Annotated in this window: 15 protein-coding genes; 10 read left to right on the top strand and 5 right to left on the bottom strand. The window is 74.0% G+C overall.

Annotated elements, in window-relative coordinates; genetic code table 11:
* Positions 1–239: 239 nt before the first annotated feature.
* A complete protein-coding gene (locus tag ACYVO2_RS16400; RefSeq protein ID WP_461008554.1) occupies positions 240–917 on the top strand; it encodes a response regulator transcription factor in 678 nt (225 codons plus the stop codon).
* Between the two features lie 70 nt (positions 918–987).
* On the top strand, positions 988–2,229 hold the full coding sequence (locus tag ACYVO2_RS16395; protein WP_461008553.1) for an ATP-binding protein: 1,242 nt from the start codon (positions 988–990) through the stop codon (positions 2,227–2,229).
* A 78-nt stretch (positions 2,230–2,307) separates the two neighbouring features.
* On the opposite strand, the gene ACYVO2_RS16390 is transcribed toward ACYVO2_RS16395, so the two are convergent.
* Positions 2,308–2,814 carry a GtrA family protein gene (locus ACYVO2_RS16390; RefSeq protein ID WP_461008552.1) on the bottom strand — a complete coding sequence of 169 codons (507 nt, stop codon included), beginning with the start codon at positions 2,812–2,814 and terminating at the stop codon, positions 2,308–2,310.
* Positions 2,815–3,079: 265 nt separating this feature from the next.
* Here ACYVO2_RS16390 and ACYVO2_RS16385 point away from each other — a divergent pair, with 265 nt between their 5' ends.
* Positions 3,080–4,216, top strand: a complete 1,137-nt coding sequence (locus ACYVO2_RS16385; protein WP_461008659.1) for a 5-(carboxyamino)imidazole ribonucleotide synthase — start codon at positions 3,080–3,082, stop codon at positions 4,214–4,216.
* A gap of 35 nt (positions 4,217–4,251) precedes the next feature.
* Positions 4,252–4,749, top strand: a complete 498-nt coding sequence (gene purE / locus ACYVO2_RS16380) for a 5-(carboxyamino)imidazole ribonucleotide mutase (RefSeq protein WP_461008658.1) — start codon at positions 4,252–4,254, stop codon at positions 4,747–4,749.
* Positions 4,750–4,853: 104 nt separating this feature from the next.
* Here purE and ACYVO2_RS16375 read toward each other — a convergent pair whose 3' ends face one another.
* Together ACYVO2_RS16375 and ACYVO2_RS16370 are read right to left on the bottom strand one after the other, a co-directional pair.
* Positions 4,854–5,285 (bottom strand): CoA-binding protein, encoded by a 432-nt coding sequence (locus tag ACYVO2_RS16375; protein WP_461008551.1) that lies wholly within the window; start codon positions 5,283–5,285, stop codon positions 4,854–4,856.
* Between the two features lie 91 nt (positions 5,286–5,376).
* Entirely contained in the window at positions 5,377–6,702 is a 1,326-nt protein-coding gene (locus ACYVO2_RS16370; RefSeq protein WP_461008550.1) for a UDP-glucose dehydrogenase family protein, read from the bottom strand.
* 270 nt (positions 6,703–6,972) lie between these two features.
* Here ACYVO2_RS16370 and ACYVO2_RS16365 point away from each other — a divergent pair, with 270 nt between their 5' ends.
* Together ACYVO2_RS16365 and ACYVO2_RS16360 are read left to right on the top strand one after the other, a co-directional pair.
* Positions 6,973–8,139 carry an acyl-CoA dehydrogenase family protein gene (locus ACYVO2_RS16365; protein ID WP_461008549.1) on the top strand — a complete coding sequence of 389 codons (1,167 nt, stop codon included), beginning with the start codon at positions 6,973–6,975 and terminating at the stop codon, positions 8,137–8,139.
* A gap of 179 nt (positions 8,140–8,318) precedes the next feature.
* On the top strand, positions 8,319–9,206 hold the full coding sequence (locus ACYVO2_RS16360) for a pentapeptide repeat-containing protein (RefSeq protein ID WP_461008548.1): 888 nt from the start codon (positions 8,319–8,321) through the stop codon (positions 9,204–9,206).
* On the opposite strand, the gene ACYVO2_RS16355 is transcribed toward ACYVO2_RS16360, so the two are convergent.
* A complete protein-coding gene (locus ACYVO2_RS16355; protein WP_461008547.1) occupies positions 9,163–10,017 on the bottom strand; it encodes a helix-turn-helix domain-containing protein in 855 nt (284 codons plus the stop codon). The genes ACYVO2_RS16360 and ACYVO2_RS16355 overlap by 44 nt on opposite strands.
* 136 nt (positions 10,018–10,153) lie before the next feature.
* On the opposite strand from ACYVO2_RS16355, the gene ACYVO2_RS16350 reads away from it, so the two are divergent.
* Positions 10,154–10,798 carry an NADPH-dependent FMN reductase gene (locus ACYVO2_RS16350; protein ID WP_461008546.1) on the top strand — a complete coding sequence of 215 codons (645 nt, stop codon included), beginning with the start codon at positions 10,154–10,156 and terminating at the stop codon, positions 10,796–10,798.
* Between the two features lie 88 nt (positions 10,799–10,886).
* Here ACYVO2_RS16350 and ACYVO2_RS16345 read toward each other — a convergent pair whose 3' ends face one another.
* Positions 10,887–11,438: an acyl-CoA thioesterase gene (locus ACYVO2_RS16345; protein WP_461008545.1), complete on the bottom strand. Its 552-nt coding sequence runs from the start codon at positions 11,436–11,438 to the stop codon at positions 10,887–10,889.
* Positions 11,439–11,590: 152 nt separating this feature from the next.
* On the opposite strand from ACYVO2_RS16345, the gene ACYVO2_RS16340 reads away from it, so the two are divergent.
* The 3 genes from ACYVO2_RS16340 to ACYVO2_RS16330 all read left to right on the top strand — a co-directional run bounded on the left by ACYVO2_RS16340 (position 11,591) and on the right by ACYVO2_RS16330 (position 15,410).
* Entirely contained in the window at positions 11,591–12,853 is a 1,263-nt protein-coding gene (locus ACYVO2_RS16340) for an LCP family protein (RefSeq protein ID WP_461008544.1), read from the top strand.
* Positions 12,854–12,976: 123 nt separating this feature from the next.
* A complete protein-coding gene (locus ACYVO2_RS16335) occupies positions 12,977–13,726 on the top strand; it encodes a TIGR03089 family protein (RefSeq protein ID WP_461008543.1) in 750 nt (249 codons plus the stop codon).
* Between the two features lie 172 nt (positions 13,727–13,898).
* A complete protein-coding gene (locus ACYVO2_RS16330; RefSeq protein ID WP_461008542.1) occupies positions 13,899–15,410 on the top strand; it encodes an LCP family protein in 1,512 nt (503 codons plus the stop codon).
* Positions 15,411–15,966: the final 556 nt, after the last annotated feature.

The following is a 15,966-nucleotide window of genomic DNA, read 5'->3' as shown; positions in this document are numbered from 1 at the left end:
ACCGCCCCGCGCTCCGCCGCGGGCCCCGGGGTGCCGGTCGGGCACGGATCCGGGAACCGGAGGCGGAAGCGGACGTTCCGACTCACTGTAACGGCACCGCGTGCCCGGTCTGTGCCCCGGCGCGGCGGTTTGTGACAGTGGCCACAGCCGTTCACCCCCGCACGCCGCCCCGCGCCGCGGAGCGTCCCGGCGCTCCCGGACGTGCCCGCGGGCGGGCACGCGCGGACTATCCTCAGGTCATGACCCGAGTACTGCTCGCCGAGGACGACGCGTCCATCTCCGAGCCGCTGGCGCGCGCCCTGCGCCGCGAGGGCTACGACGTGGAGGTCCGCGAGGACGGCCCGGCCGCACTCGACCGCGGCCTGAAGGGCGGCGTCGACCTGCTGGTGCTCGACCTCGGCCTGCCCGGGATGGACGGCCTGGAAGTCTGCCGCAGGCTCCGCTCCGAGGGGCAGGCGTTCCCCGTCCTGGTGCTCACCGCGCGCGCCGACGAGGTGGACACCGTCGTCGGGCTCGACGCCGGGGCCGACGACTACGTCACCAAGCCCTTCCGCCTCGCCGAGCTGCTCGCCCGCGTCCGCGCCCTGCTGCGGCGCGGCTCCGCCGACGTCCAGCAGCCCCCCTCCACCCACGGTGTGCGCATCGACGTCGAGTCGCACCGCGCCTGGATCGGCGAGGAGGAGCTCCAGCTCACCGCCAAGGAGTTCGACCTGCTGCGGGTGCTGGTCCGCGACGCGGGCCGGGTCGTCACCCGCGACCAGCTCATGCGCGAGGTCTGGGACACCACCTGGTGGTCGTCCACCAAGACCCTCGACATGCACATCTCCTGGCTGCGCAAGAAGCTCGGCGACGACGCGGCCAACCCGCGGTACATCTCCACCGTGCGCGGGGTCGGCTTCCGCTTCGAGAAGAGCTGACCTCCGCCCGCCCCGGTCCCCCGGCACGGGGCCGGGCGGCCCTCCCCCTCTCCAGAACTGGCGCGGCCCCATGATCCGACGAATGATCCACTCCACGCTCGCCGTGGTGCTCGTCGTGATCGCCGTTTTCGGCGTCTCGCTGGTCGTCGTGGAGACCAGGACCATCGAGAGCAGCGCCAGGGAGAGCGTGGAGTCCGAGGCGGTGCAGTTGCTCAGCGTCGTGGAGAACCGGCTCGGCGCGGGCGAGACCGTCGCCCCCGAGGCGCTGCGGCGGCAGATCGACCCCGAGCGCTACGCCCTGATCGAGGTGCCCAGGCAGCGCGCCATCGAGCTGGGCGAGCGCCCGCAGGGCAAGGTCATCAGCGTCGAGCGCACCGGCGACCGCGGCGAGCGGGTCACCATCGAGGAGTCGTACTCCTCGGTCGGCCGCGAGATCGTGCGCACCCTGCTGGTCATCGGCGGCGTCGCGCTGCTGGCCGTGCTGGCCGCCGTGCTGCTGGCCGTGCGCCAGGCCAGGAAGCTCGCCGCGCCCCTGATCGACCTCGCCGAGACCGCCGAGCGCCTCGGCTCCGGCGACCCGCGCCCCCGGCACCGCAGGTACGGGGTGCCGGAGCTGGACCGGGTCGCGGACGTGCTGGACGCCAGCGCCGAGCGCATCGCCCGGATGCTCACCGCCGAGCGCCGCCTCGCCGCCGACGCCTCCCACCAGTTGCGCACACCGCTCACCGCGCTGTCGATGCGCCTGGAGGAGATCATCGCCACCGACGACCCGGCCATCGTCAAGGAGGAGGCGGCGATAGCGCTCGGCCAGGTGGAGCGGCTCACCGACGTGGTGCAGCGGCTGCTGACGAACTCCCGCGACCCCAAGCGGGGCTCCGCGGTCACGTTCGACCTGGACGAGGTGGTCAAGCAGCAGATCGAGGAGTGGCGGCCCGCCTACCGCGTGGAGGGCCGCGCCATCACCTGCTCCGGCGCCAAGGACCTCCAGGCGGTGGGCACGCCGGGCGCGGTGGCGCAGGTGCTGGCCACCCTGATCGAGAACTCGCTGATGCACGGCGACGGCGACGTCGGCCTGCACACCCGGGTCACCGGCAACCAGGTGGTGGTCGAGGTCACCGACCAGGGCGTCGGGGTGCCGCCGGACCTGGGCTCGCGCGTCTTCGAGCGCACGGTCAGCGGCCGCAACTCCACCGGCCTCGGCCTGGCCGTGGCCCGCGACCTGGCCGAGGCGGACGGCGGCCGCCTGGAACTCCTCCAGCAGCGGCCGCCGGTGTTCGCTCTGTTCCTCGGCCGCCAGGTCGAGGACCATTAGCGGGGTCTCGGCCGCCAGGTCGAGGATCATCAGGCGGGGTCTCGGCCGCCGGGTCGAGGACCACTGACGGCCGGGCCGTCACGCCTGCGGCGCCCCGGTCACCGCGCGTTCGCGGCCCGGCAGCAGGTCCTCGGCCGCGCCGAGCACCGCCGCCTCGTTCCGGAACACCCAGGTGCGGTAGGACCAGAACCGGAACAGCGTCCCGATCCCGAGCCCGATGACGTTCTTCGCGACGTTGTCCGCGAGCACCGAGGTGAACCCGAACCCGTAGTGCGAGATCGCCAGCACACCGTTCTCGATCACCAGCCCGATGCCGCTGAACAGCATGAACAGGCTGATCTCCCGGGTGCGCTGCGTCTTGTCGCAGTGGCGGTAGGTCCAGTACCTGTTCCCCAGGTAGTTGGTGCCGATGGCCACCGCCGTGGCGATCACGCCGGAGCGGACCGTCTGGAGGTCCAGCGCGTGCAGGCAGAAGTTGAACACCGCGATGTTCACGACGAAGCCGATCGCACCCACCGCGCCGAACTTGGCCAGCTCGGTGATGATCGAACCGAGTCGTGGGTACAGCCCGCGAAGTACAGTCATGGTGATCGTGGCGCCCCGTCGTTCGACATCCGGTAGGCACTTCATGCTAGTCGGGGCATAGGGAAGTCAGCCCGGTAAGCGGAGCAATAGGGTGAAACCCCAGGTCACAGCGGTGCGATCGGGTGCCAGGGGCTCCGCCCGGCCGCTCACACCGCCCGCGCGGCCCGACACGCAGCGTGATCGCCACCGGGCGCGCGGCCTCCCACCTGCGGCGCGGCGCGGCCGGGCGGATACCCTGGCTGGCGTGACTTTCCCCGTAGTCGGCATGGTGGGCGGCGGCCAGCTCGCCCGGATGACGCATGAGGCGGGCATCCCGCTCGGCATCAGGTTCAAGCTGCTCAGCAACGCCCCGCAGGACTCCGCGGCGCAGGCCGTGCACGACGTCGTGGTCGGCGACCACCGCGACCTGGACACACTGCGCCGGTTCGCCGAGGGCTGCGACGTGATCACGTTCGACCACGAGCACGTCCCGACCGAGCACCTGCGGGCGCTTGAGGCCGAGGGCGTCGCCGTCCGGCCCGGCGCGGACGCGCTGGTGCACGCCCAGGACAAGGGCGTCATGCGCGCCCGGCTGACCGCGATCGGCGTGCCGTGCCCGCGGCACCGGATCGTCGCCGACGCGGCCGACGTGGCGGCGTTCGCGGCCGAGGGCGCCGGGTGGCCGGTCGTGCTGAAGACCGTGCGCGGCGGCTACGACGGCAAGGGCGTGTGGATCGTCCGCGGCGAGGCGGAGGCCGCCGACCCGGAGGCGGGCGGCCAGGCGTTCCGCGCCGGGGTGCCGGTGCTCGCCGAGGAGAAGGTCCCGTTCGCCCGGGAGCTCGCGGCCAATGTGGTGCGCTCCCCGCACGGCCAGGCCGTCGCCTACCCGGTGGTGGAGTCCATCCAGGTCGACGGGGTGTGCAACGAGGTGATCGCCCCGGCCCCCGGCCTGTCCGACGAGCTGTCCGGCGAGGCGCAGCGGATCGCGCTCACCATCGCCAAGGAGCTCGGCGTGGTCGGCCACCTGGCCGTGGAGCTGTTCGAGACGGCGGACGGCCGGATCCTCGTCAACGAGTTGGCGATGCGCCCGCACAACAGCGGCCACTGGACCCAGGACGGCGCCGTCACCAGCCAGTTCGCCAACCACCTGCGGGCCGTCCTCGACCTCCCGCTCGGCGACCCCAGGCCCCGGGCCCGCTGGACGGTGATGGCCAACGTCCTCGGCGGGGACTACCCGGACATGTACTACGGCTATCTGCACTGCATGGCCCGCGACCCGGCGCTGAAGATCCACATGTACGGCAAGGACGTCAAGCCGGGCCGCAAGGTCGGGCACGTCAACACCTTCGGCGACGACCTGGACGAGGTGCGGGCCCGCGCCCGCCACGCGGCCGACTATCTGCGAGGGACGATCACCGAGTGAACCGCGAGAGCAACGCGCCGCTGGTCGGCGTCGTGATGGGCTCCGACTCCGACTGGCCGGTGATGGAGGCCGCGGCCAAGGCGCTGGAGGAGTTCGAGGTCCCCTACGAGGCCGACGTGGTCTCCGCGCACCGCATGCCGCACGAGATGATCTCCTACGGGGAGAGCGCGGCCGACCGCGGCCTGAAGGTGATCATCGCCGGGGCCGGGGGCGCCGCCCACCTGCCCGGCATGCTGGCCTCCGTCACCCCGCTGCCCGTCATCGGCGTGCCGGTGCCGCTGCGGTACCTGGACGGCATGGACTCCCTGCTGTCCATCGTGCAGATGCCCGCGGGCGTGCCCGTCGCCACGGTGTCGGTCGCGGGCGCCCGCAACGCCGGGCTGCTGGCCGTGCGGATGCTGGCCGCGCACGACGAGGAGCTGCGCGAGCGCATGCGGCGCTTCCAGGAAGACCTCAACGCCCAGGCCACCGACAAGGGCAGGAAGCTGCGCGCCAGGCTCGCCGCGGCGGACTCGTTCGGCTTCGGCGAGTGAGCCGCCGTCCCCGGTGAGCCCAGTCCCCGGTGAGCCGCAGTCCCGGGTGAGCCGCCGCCGCGGGTGAGCGCGCCGTGGGCCCGCCGGGCGGCCCGCGGGCGCGCTCAGCCGAAGAACGCGGGGATGTCGATCGCCGGGCAGCGGTCCATCACCATCGGCAGGCCCGCCGCCCTGACCCGCTCGTACGCCTCGGGGTCGACCACCCCGAGCTGGAACCACACCGCCTTGGCCCCGGCCGCCACCGCCTCGTCGGCGACCTGCCCGGCCAGGGACGCGTTGACGAACACGTCGACCACGTCCACCGGGAACGGGATGTCCGCCAGCGAGGCATAGCCCCGCTCGCCGTGCACCGCCTCCGCCTTCGGGTGCACGGGCACGATCCGCTTCCCGAAGCGCTGAAGGGTGCGGGCGACGCCGAACGCGGCACGCGAGGGGTTGGTGGAGAGACCCACCACGGCCCAGGTGTCCCCGGCGGCGGAGAGGATCTCCCGGGCGGTGTCCGGGTCCTGGTGGTGGGGGAAGCCGTTGGCAGCCATGCCTGACACCGTACCCTCGACCTCCGCCCGCCCGCCCGTCGCCCCGCCCGCCACTGGGGTGGCGGGCGGGGCGACGGGCGGGCGGCGGGCCTCAGGCGCTGGGCCGTCCCAGGGCCCGGTACGTCCACCCCGCGGCCCGCCAGCGCGCCGGGTCCAGGGCGTTGCGCCCGTCCAGGATCCGCCGCTCCGCGACGAGCCCGCCGAACTCCGCCGGGTCGATCTCCCGGAACTCCCGCCACTCGGTGAGGTGCAGCACCACGTGCGCCCCCTCCGCCGCCTCGGCCGCGGACTCCGCGTAGCTCAGGTGCGGGTACATCTTGCGGGCGTTGTCCAGCGCCTTCGGGTCGTAGACGGTGACCTGGCCGCCCTGGAGCTGGATCTGCGCGGCCACGTTCAGCGCGGGGGAGTCGCGGATGTCGTCGGAGTCGGGCTTGAACGCGGCCCCGAGCACCGCGATCCGCCGCCCGAGGAACCCGCCGCCGCACTGCTCGCGGGCCAGGTCCACCATCTTGGCGCGGCGCCGCATGTTGATCGCGTCCACCTCGCGCAGGAAGGTCAGCGCCTGGTCGGCGCCCAGCTCCCCGGCCCTGGCCATGAACGCCCGGATGTCCTTGGGCAGGCAGCCGCCGCCGAAGCCGAGCCCGGCGCCGAGGAACTTGCGGCCGATCCGGTCGTCGTAGCCCAGGGACTCGCTCAGCTTCAGCACGTCCGCGCCCGCCGCCTCGCACACCTCGGCCATCGCGTTGATGAACGAGATCTTGGTGGACAGGAACGCGTTGGCGCTGACCTTCACCAGCTCCGCGGTCGGGTAGTCGGTGACCACCACCGGGGTGCCCGCCTCGATCGTGGACGCGTACACCTCCCGCAGCCTGGCCTCCGCGCGCCCCGAGCGCACCCCGAACACCAGCCGGTCGGGCCGCAGCGTGTCCTGCACCGCGAAGCCCTCCCGCAGGAACTCCGGGTTCCACGCCAGCTCGGCCTCCTCGCCCGCGGGGGCGAGCGCCGCCAGTTTCTCCGCCAGGCGCGCCGCGGTGCCCACCGGCACCGTGGACTTGCCCACGACCAGCGCGGGCCTGCGCAGGTGCGGGGCGAGGGCGTCCACCGCCGCGTCCACGTACCGCATGTCGGCGGCGAACTCGCCCTTCTTCTGGGGCGTGCCCACGCACACGAAGTGGACGTCCCCGAACTCCCCGGCCTCGGCGTAGTCGGTGGTGAAGCGCAGCCTGCCGCCGTCCAGGTGCCGCCGCAGCAGCTCCTCCAGGCCGGGCTCGTAGAAGGGCACCCGCCCGGCGGACAGCGCCGCCGTCTTCTCCACGTCCGTGTCCAGGCCCAGGACCTCGAAGCCCAGCTCCGCCATTCCGGCGGCGTGCGTGGCGCCGAGGTAGCCCGTCCCGATGACCGTGATCTTCGGGCTCATCTTCGACCGGCTCCTTGTCGTCGTGGGGCCCCGCCGCGGCCGCCCGGCGGCCGGATCGGGCGATGCACGCGATCGTATCCGGCGGCCGGAGGCTGTCGCGCACGTCACGTGGTCCAGGCGCGCGCAAGCGACCTACGATTGTCTGTACTGAACGGTAGTTAACAACGCTGGCTGGGACGACGCGGCACAACGGCGGAGCGCGGCAGGACCGCGCCGAGCAGCGGGCCACAGCACGGCGCGGGACGACGCACGGCGAGAGGTGAGGGGACGTTGGGCAGCCACGGCAACACTGATTTCGACCTGTTCCGGACGGGCGAGGAGCACGAGGCGCTCCGGGAGTCCGTCCGCGCGCTCGCCGAGGCGAAGATCGCCCCCTACGCGGCGGACGTGGACGAGCAGGGCCGCTTCCCCCAGGAGGCGCTGGACGCCCTGGTCGCGGCGGACATGCACGCCGTCCACGTCCCCGAGGCGTACGGCGGCGCGGGCGCGGACGCGCTGGCCACCGTCATCGTCATCGAGGAGGTCGCCCGGGTCTGCGCCTCCTCCTCCCTGATCCCCGCGGTCAACAAGCTCGGCTCCCTGCCGGTGATCCTCTCCGGCTCCGAGGAGCTCAAGAGCAGGTACCTGGCGCCGCTGGCCAAGGGCGACGCGATGTTCTCGTACTGCCTGTCCGAGCCGGACGCGGGCTCGGACGCGGCGGGCATGAAGACCCGCGCGGTGCGCGACGGCGACTCCTGGGTGCTCAACGGCGTCAAGCGCTGGATCACCAACGCGGGCGTCAGCGAGTACTACACGGTGATGGCCGTCACCGACCCGGAGAAGCGCTCCAGGGGCATCAGCGCGTTCGTGGTGGAGAAGTCCGACGAGGGCGTGTCCTTCGGCGCCCCCGAGAAGAAGCTCGGCATCAAGGGCTCCCCGACCCGCGAGGTCTACCTGGACAACGTCCGCATCCCCGCCGACCGCATGATCGGCGAGGAGGGCACCGGCTTCGCCACCGCGATGCGGACCCTGGACCACACCCGCATCACCATCGCCGCCCAGGCCCTCGGCATCGCCCAGGGCGCGCTGGACTACGCCAAGGGCTACGTCAAGGAGCGCAAGCAGTTCGGCAAGGCCATCGCCGACTTCCAGGGCATCCAGTTCATGCTGGCCGACATGGCCATGAAGCTGGAGGCCGCCCGCCAGCTCACCTACGCCGCCGCGGCCCGCTCCGAGCGCGAGGACGGCGACCTCACCTTCTTCGGCGCCGCCGCCAAGTGCTACGCCTCCGACGCCGCCATGGAGATCACCACCGACGCGGTCCAGTTGCTGGGCGGCTACGGCTACACCCGCGACTACCCGGTGGAGCGCATGATGCGCGACGCCAAGATCACCCAGATCTACGAGGGCACCAACCAGGTCCAGCGCATCGTCATGGCCAGGAGCCTGCTGAAGTAGCCCGTTCCGGCCCGAGCGGCACCCCCCGCCCCTCGGCGCACCCGGCCCCCGGCGGCCGCGGCCCCCGCCCCCGCGCCGGGGGCCGCGGCCGTCCCGCCCCGCGTTCGGCGAGAATGGAGCCGAACGGAGTGCGGCCGACGGGTGCGCGGTGCTCCCCGCCCCAGGAGGAAACCCGCGCGTTGACCGCCCACGATCCCGCCCCGCCTCCCGCCGACGCCCGCGCCGGGCTGCGGGCCGACTGCTCCTCCTGCTTTGCGCTGTGCTGCGTGGCGCTGCCGTTCTCCGCCTCCTCCGGGTTCGCGGTCGACAAGGCCGCCGGGGAGCCCTGCGCCAACCTCCGGCGGGACTTCCGCTGCGGCGTCCACGACCGGCTGCGGGAGCGGGGGTTCGCGGGCTGCACCGTCTTCGACTGCTTCGGCGCCGGGCAGCGGGTCTCGCAGGGCACCTTCGGCGGGCGGGACTGGCGGCGGGACCCGGCGACCGCCCACCCCATGTTCGCTGTGTTCCCGGTGGTGCGGCAGTTGCACGAGATGCTCTGGTATCTGCGCGAGGCCCTGGAGCTGCCGCGCGCCCGCCCGGTCAACGGAGAGCTGCGGCGGGCCGCGGACGAGGTGGAGTCGGCCGCCGCGGGCGGCGCCGCGGAGCTGGCCGCGCTGGACGTGGCGGCACTGCGGCAGGACGTGGGCGAGCTGCTGGCGCGGGTCAGCGAGCTGGTGCGGTCCGGCGCGCCCGGCCGCCGCCGGGAACACCGGGGAGCGGACCTGGTGGGCGCGCGGCTGCGGGGCGCCGACCTGCGGGGGGCCGCGCTGCGCGGCGCCTGGCTGATCGCCGCCGACCTGCGCGGCGCGGACCTGCGGGCGGCCGACCTGCTCGGGGCCGACCTCCGCGACGCCGACGTGCGGGGCGCCGACCTCGGCGAGAGCCTGTTCCTCACCCAGTCCCAGGTGAACGCGGCCAGGGGCGACACCGCGACGAGGCTGCCCGCGGCGCTGCGCCGCCCCGCGCACTGGGCGGCGGCACCGCTCAGCCGGACACCGCGCGCAGCGCGCCCGGCACGCGGCCGGTGAGGCGGTCCAGGGCGGCGGCCGTGGCGTCGTCGGCGGGCAGGTGGACGACCAGGCGCTGGTCGTCGTCCACGGGCAGGTCCAGGGTCTCGTAGGCCAGGCGCAGCTCGCCGGTCTCCGGGTGGACCAGGCGGGTCACGCCGTTGCCGCGGGGCAGCCCGGGCAGGGCGGCGAACCGGTCGGTGAACTCGGCGCCCGCGGTGAGCGTCAGCTCGTCGGCGAGCGCGGCCACGAACGGGTCGGCCAGGCACGGGCCCTGCTTGAGCGCGGCGACCTGCTCGTCGGCGACCCGCGTCCAGTCGGGGAAGGCGGTGCGCGCCCGGGCGTCGGTGAGCACGAAGCGGGCCAGGTTCGGCGGGTCGCCGTCCAGCATCCCCACCGGTCCCGCGAGCCGCGCGTAGCCCTCGGTGTGGGCGAGGACCTCGCCGAGCCGGTTGAGCACCGCGGCCGGGGCCGGCTCCAGGCGCTCCAGCACGGCCCGGACGGTGGGGCGCACGCTGCGGGCCGGGGTATGGCCGCCCGTGCAGGAGAACCCTCCGCCGCCGGTCTTGGTGAGCCGGTACAGGTGCACCCGCTCGCCCGGGGTCAGCCGCAGCGCGTCGGCGAGCGCGGTCAGCACCTGCGGGGAGGGGGCGCGGTCGCGGCCCTGTTCCAGCCGGGTGACGTACTCGACGCTGACCCCGGCCAGCGTGGCCAGCTCGGCCCGGCGCAGCCCGGGGGTGCGGCGGCGGGGGCCGGCGGGCAGCCCGACGGCGGCGGGGGTGACGGCCTCGCGGCGACTGCGCAGGAACAGGCCGAGCTCGTTCTCGCTCACCCGCCGAAGGTACCGCCCGCGCCCGCCCCGGAGGGTGGCCCTGGCCCTACCAGTCTCGGCCCGGCCTCCCCGGCCCGCGCGCCGATCGGCAGATTGGTCGGCGTCCACCCCGAGCCACAGCCGAGGGAGCACCACCATGTCCACCACCACGACCGACACCAGCGGCACCACCGACACCACCGGCAGGCTCGACCTCGCCGTCGTCGTCGGCAGTGTCCGGGAGGGCCGGTTCGGGCCCGTCGTCGCCGACTGGTTCACCGAGCGGGCACAGGCGCACGGCGCGTTCACCGTGCACCGCGTCGACCTGGCCGACGTCGAGCTGCCGCTGGTGATGCCGTCCACGCTCCCGGCGATGGACCCGGAGCTGCCCAGGCCGGCGGGCATGGCGGCGCTCACCGAGCGGATCGAGGCCGCCGACGCGATCGTCGTCCTCACCCCGGACTACAACCGCAGCTATCCCGCCTCGATCAAGGCCGCCATCGACTGGCACTACACCCAGTGGCGGGCCAAGCCGGTCGGCTTCGTCGGCTACAGCGGCGGCAGCGGCGGCCTGCTGGCCATCGAGCACCTGCGGCAGGTGCTGGGCGAGCTGCACGCCCACACCGTCCGCGACTACGTGTCCTTCCCCCGCTACTACGAGCTGTTCGGGCCCGACGGCACGCTGAAGGACCCGGCCGGCCCGAACGAGGCCGCCCGGCACATGCTCGACCAGCTCGACTGGTGGGGCACGGTCCTGCGCGACGGCACCCGGCGGCGGCCGCTCCCGACCGGCGCGTACTGAACCGCCCCGGGCCCCGTCCGGCGCCCGTCCGGCCCGTTCCCAGCCGCTCCGGCCGCGCCGCCGGCCCGCGCGGCCCGGCCCTCCCCGCTCAGTCCTCGATGCCCTCGGCCGCCCGCCGCTCCCGCAGCTCCTTGATGGCGCGGCGGCGGGCCAGGCGGTGGGTGCGGCGGATCTCCGCCTCGTGCCAGCGGCGCTTGTCGCGCTCCGTCTCGGGCAGGACCGGAGGCACCGGCCGCGGCCTGCCGCTGTCGTCCACGGCCGTGAACACCAGGTAGGCGCTGCCGACGTGGGTGGCGGGCGTGGACTCGTTCCACCGCTCCGCCATGATGCGCACCCCGATCTCCATCGACGAACGCCCCGTCCAGTTGCACTGCGCCCGCACATGCACCAGGTCGCCGACCCGGACCGGCTCGAAGAACGCCATCTCGTCCATGGACGCGGTGACCGCGGGCCCGCCGGAGTGGCGCCCGGCGACCGCGCCCGCGGCGTCGTCCACCAACTTCATGATCACGCCGCCGTGGACGGTGCCGAGCAGGTTGGTGTCGCCGGCCGTCATGATGTGGCTGAGCGTGGTGCGCGAGGCCGAGGTGGGCTTGCCGGGAAGGCCGTTCCCGGCGGGCGGTGCGGCTGGGGTGCTCATGCCGACCAGGGTAGGCGGGCCGGCGGGCGGGGCCGCCGGGTGGTGCGGGCCGGTCACGGCGGGGACGGGCGTGCGACCGGGCTGCATCAGCTCTGCTACAGATGTCCGGACCGCTTGGTGCGGCACACCCGCGACCGTGCACACTGCACCTCATGAACGAGTGGCCGGACGGGTATGGCAGGAACGATCGGCACGGTGGCGAACCGGAGCCGACACGGGTGATGGGGCACGTGCAGCAGCCCGGCAGCGGCTATCCGCCGCCGCAGCGCCCGCCGGCCGAGCCTCCGCTCCCGCCCGAGCTCTCCCCGCGCCGCGCGGCGGCCGCGGGCGGCATCCCGGCGCAGACCCGCCCCGAGGGCGCGGGCGGCGGCGGCGCGGCGTTCGGCCCGCCCGCCCGCACCGCCCGCCGCAACCCCGGCGCCCGGCCCAACTGGCGGCGCAGGATCGGGTTCACCGCGCTGGGGCTGGTGCTCGCGCTGCTGGTGACCTCCGTCGTCACCTACTTCTGGGCGGACTCCAAGCTCAGGCGGGACGTGGACCTCAGCAAGGTGGAGGACCGGCCGGAGAAGGGCAAGGGCACCAACTACCTCATCGTCGGGTCCGACAGCCGCGAGGGCCTGTCCGACGAGGAGAAGAAGAAGATGCGCACCGGCTCCACCGACGGCCGCCGCACCGACTCGATGATCCTGCTGCACACCGGCGACAACGGCACCACGATGATGAGCCTGCCGCGCGACTCGTGGGTGACCATCCCCTCGTTCACCGGCTCGGTCAGCGGGCGCCGCATACCCGAGCAGCAGAACAAGCTGAACGCCGCCTTCTCCATCGAGGGGCCCGAACTGCTGGTGCGCACCGTGGAGTACAACACCGGGCTGCGCATCGACCACTACGCCGAGATCGGCTTCGACGGCTTCGTGGACATCGTGGACGCGGTCGGCGGCGTGGACATGTGCCTGGACAAGGACATCAAGGACAAGAACTCCGGCGCCGACCTGAAGAAGGGCTGCCAGACGCTGAGCGGCACCGAGTCGCTGTCCTTCGTCCGCCAGCGCTACCAGGAGGCCGAGGGCGACCTGGGCCGCACCAAGAACCAGCAGAAGTTCCTGGCCGCGCTCGCCGACCAGGCCGCCACCCCCGGCACCGTCCTCAACCCGTTCTCGCTCTACCCGACGATGGGCGCCGGCCTGGACTCCCTGGTGGTCGACAAGGACATGGGCCTGTGGGACGTGGCCACCATGTTCTGGGCGATGAAGGGCGCCACCGGGGGCGACGGCAAGACCCTCAACGTGCCGGTGGCCGACCCCGGGTTCTCCACGCCCAAGGGCAGCGCGGTCAAGTGGGACATGACGCGGGCGAAGAAGCTGTTCGACGAGCTGAAGAACGACCGCAAGGTGACCGTCCAGGCGCAGCGCTAGGCGTTGCCCCGCCCCGCCCCCGGCCTCCCCGCCCCCGGCCTCGCCGCACCGCCCCCGGACACGCCCGGTCCGGGGGCGGTGCCGTGCGCGCGGCGCCGGGCGGCCGCCCTAGGCTTCCGGGGCATGGACACCACTGCACACACCCCCGCGGGCCTGCTGCGTTCCGCGCTCGACGAGGACGCGGCGCGGCCGTTCACGACGTTCTACGACGACGCCACGGGGGAGCGGGTCGAGCTCTCCGTGGCCACCTTCCACAACTGGGTCGCCAAGACGGCGAACCTGCTGCGCGACGAGCTCGGCGCCCAGCCGGGGGACCGGCTGGCGCTGCTGCTGCCCGCGCACTGGCAGGCCGCGGTGTGGGCGATGGCCTGCTGGGAGGCGGGCGTGGTCGTGGTGCCCGGCGGGGACCCGGGGGCGTGCGCGGTGGCGGTGGCCGGGCCGGAGGCGGTGGAGGCGGCGCGGGCGTGCCCGGGGGAGCGGGTGGCGGTGTCGCTGCTGCCGCTGGGCGGGCGGTTCCCGCAGTTGCCGCCGGGGTTCGTGGACTACGCGGCCGAGGTGGCGGGGCAGGGTGACCGGTTCGCGCCGTACCAGCCGGTCTCCGGGGACGACGCCGCGCTCGCCGTGGACGGAGTGGAGTTGACCGGTCGTCAGGTCGTGCGGCGCGCGGCGGAGCGGGCCCGCGAGGTGGGGCTCGGCCGCGGCGCGCGGGTGCTCAGCGCCAAGCCGCTGGACACCTGGGAGGGGCTGGCCGACGGGCTGCTCGCGCCGCTGGCCGCGGGGGCGTCCGTCGTGCTGTGCCGCAACCTGGACCGGCTGGCGCCCGCGGCGCTGGAGCGGCGGCTGGAGCAGGAACGGGTCACGGCGCGTGTGTGAATCTCCAGTGGCTGTTCGGTGAACTGTTGTACCTGTCGCCATAGTTGATGGGGGCGCACAACCTTGTGCGCCCCCCGAGCGTCTGCTCGGGTGTTCAGCGGTCTCTTCATATTTCCGGATGACGTGCCGTGCCACCCGACACATACCTTTTTCCAGGGGGATGAGCGCAGACGTGGGCAAGAGAGCGGACACCCCTGGCGCCTCCGAACCGCCCGAGGCGGAGGACGGCGAGAGCGCATCCGCGCCGCGGGACGGCGCCGCTGAGAGCGGTGCCGACCAGGGGGCGCCCGAACCGGCCGGGACCGCACCCGCCGAGGGCGCGCCGTCCGAGGAGGGCACGTCCGACGGCCCGCCGTCCGCCGCGCCGCCCCCCGCGCCGCCCCGCAGCCGTCGCCGCCGTGTGCTCAAGGGCGTCGCCATCGGGACGTCGCTGCTGCTGGTGGCCACCGCGGGCGTGGCCTACGCCCTCTACCGCAAGCTCGACGGCAACATCCGCACCGACCGGACCACCGCCCGGATACTGGACGACTACGAGAGCCAGCGCCCCAAGCGCGCCGCCGTCTCCTACGACGCCCTGAACATCCTGCTCATAGGCTCCGACGACCGCAGCGGCGCCAACGCCGAGTACGGCGGCGACGAGGGCAGCCAGCGCTCGGACACCACGATCCTGCTGCACCTGTCCGCCGACCGGAAGAACGCCACGGCCGTCAGCATCCCCCGCGACCTGATGGTGGACATCCCCGCCTGCCGGGACGAGGAGGGCGACGAGACCCGCGCCCAGCGCGCCCAGTTCAACTGGGCGTTCCAGTTCGGCGGCGCGGCCTGCACGATCCGGACCGTCGAGATCATGACGGGCATCCGAATAGACCACCACCTCATCGTGGACTTCACCGGCTTCAAGAAGATGGTCGACGCGGTGGACGGCGTCGACATATGCCTGCCCGAGCCCGCCCGCGACACCGACGCCAGACTCGACCTGCCCGCGGGCAGGCAGACCCTCGACGGCGAGCAGGCCCTGGCGTTCGTGCGGGCGCGCAAGGGCATCGGCGACGGCAGCGACACCCAGCGCATGGAGCGGCAGCAGCAGTTCCTCGCCTCGCTGGTCGGCAAGGTGCAGAGCAAGGGCATCCTGTTCAGCCCGACCAAGCTGTACTCGGTGATGGACGCGGCCACCTCCTCGCTCATCGCGGACGAGGGCCTGGACTCGCTCGGCGAGCTGTACAAGCTGGCCCGCAGCGTCGAGAAGACCCCGACGGAGAACGTGGTGTTCCTCACCGTCCCCCGCGAGCCCTACGTCCTCGACCCCAACCGCGACCAGTTGGTGCAGCCCGACGCCGACGAGCTGTTCTCCGCGCTGCGCGAGGACCGCGCGGTGCGGGTGGCGGAGCCGGAGACGGTGCAGGCCGCGGAAGGGGCCGCGGCGGACGGCACGCGCACCATGACGGAGGGCACCGCGGCGCGGACGCCCCCGGCGACCGCGTCCGACTCCCCGGAGACGCCGGCCTCCGCCGCCTCGTCCCCGGCCGCGCCGCCGTCGTCGGGGGCGTCGCCGGGCCCCTCCGCGTCGTCCTCCTCGTCCGCGCCGTCCTCGTCCTCGAAGCCCGGCCAGGGCCCGGCGGACTCGGAGCCCGGGTTCCCCGGCACCACCGCCGATACCGACATTTGCGGCACCTCGGGTGAGTAAAGGCTTGTTCATCGCGGGGAACTTATCCACCCGTTCGTCCAGTTGTGAGGGAGTGGAATTTGTCACGGGAGTGCCGAGGCCCTGAACAGGGCGGCTAATGTGGCCATCCGGCCCGGCGAGGCCGGACGACGGCACACACCCCGCACCCGGACCGCAGCAGCAGGCAGACACACGCAGACGCAGAACGCACATCGACTCGCACACGTACACCTATGCAGAACCAGCGCCCAGGGGGGAGGCGCGGCGTGGCACCGACGGAGGGCACAGGCGACCGTGGACTCGCAAGGCCGTAGGTACAGCGGCTCGGGCGGCCGGCACCGGTCAGGCGACACCAACCCCGCCGACCAGTGGGTTTACGATCCGGGCACGGGCAGCTACCGGCTGCGGCCGGACGCGGAACCCGCCCCCGGCGGCCCCGCCGCCGACGCCCCCGACCTGCCCGGCCCCATAGCGCCCGGCGACGACGCGCCCCCCTCTTCCCACGCCGCCGGCCGCGCCGAGCCCGGCGGGCGCGCCCGCGCCCGCGCCCGCGCCCGCGGGAACGCGCGCCGCCGCG

It is taken from the genome of Streptomyces capparidis (genome assembly GCF_054782095.1).
This window is presented reverse-complemented; position numbering and strand designations above follow the sequence as displayed.

Excerpts from the sequence above, each read along its gene's own strand:
- ACYVO2_RS16400 (WP_461008554.1), top strand. The coding sequence starts at position 240 with ATGACCCGAGTACTGCTCGCCGAGGACGACGCGTCCATCTCCGAGCCG.
- ACYVO2_RS16395 (WP_461008553.1), top strand. The coding sequence starts at position 988 with ATGATCCGACGAATGATCCACTCCACGCTCGCCGTGGTGCTCGTCGTG.
- ACYVO2_RS16390 (WP_461008552.1), bottom strand. The coding sequence starts at position 2,814 with ATGACTGTACTTCGCGGGCTGTACCCACGACTCGGTTCGATCATCACC.
- ACYVO2_RS16385 (WP_461008659.1), top strand. The coding sequence starts at position 3,080 with ATGGTGGGCGGCGGCCAGCTCGCCCGGATGACGCATGAGGCGGGCATC.
- purE (WP_461008658.1), top strand. The coding sequence starts at position 4,252 with ATGGGCTCCGACTCCGACTGGCCGGTGATGGAGGCCGCGGCCAAGGCG.
- ACYVO2_RS16375 (WP_461008551.1), bottom strand. The coding sequence starts at position 5,285 with ATGGCTGCCAACGGCTTCCCCCACCACCAGGACCCGGACACCGCCCGG.
- ACYVO2_RS16370 (WP_461008550.1), bottom strand. The coding sequence starts at position 6,702 with ATGAGCCCGAAGATCACGGTCATCGGGACGGGCTACCTCGGCGCCACG.
- ACYVO2_RS16350 (WP_461008546.1), top strand. The coding sequence starts at position 10,154 with ATGTCCACCACCACGACCGACACCAGCGGCACCACCGACACCACCGGC.
- ACYVO2_RS16345 (WP_461008545.1), bottom strand. The coding sequence starts at position 11,438 with ATGAGCACCCCAGCCGCACCGCCCGCCGGGAACGGCCTTCCCGGCAAG.
- ACYVO2_RS16340 (WP_461008544.1), top strand. The coding sequence starts at position 11,591 with ATGAACGAGTGGCCGGACGGGTATGGCAGGAACGATCGGCACGGTGGC.
- ACYVO2_RS16335 (WP_461008543.1), top strand. The coding sequence starts at position 12,977 with ATGGACACCACTGCACACACCCCCGCGGGCCTGCTGCGTTCCGCGCTC.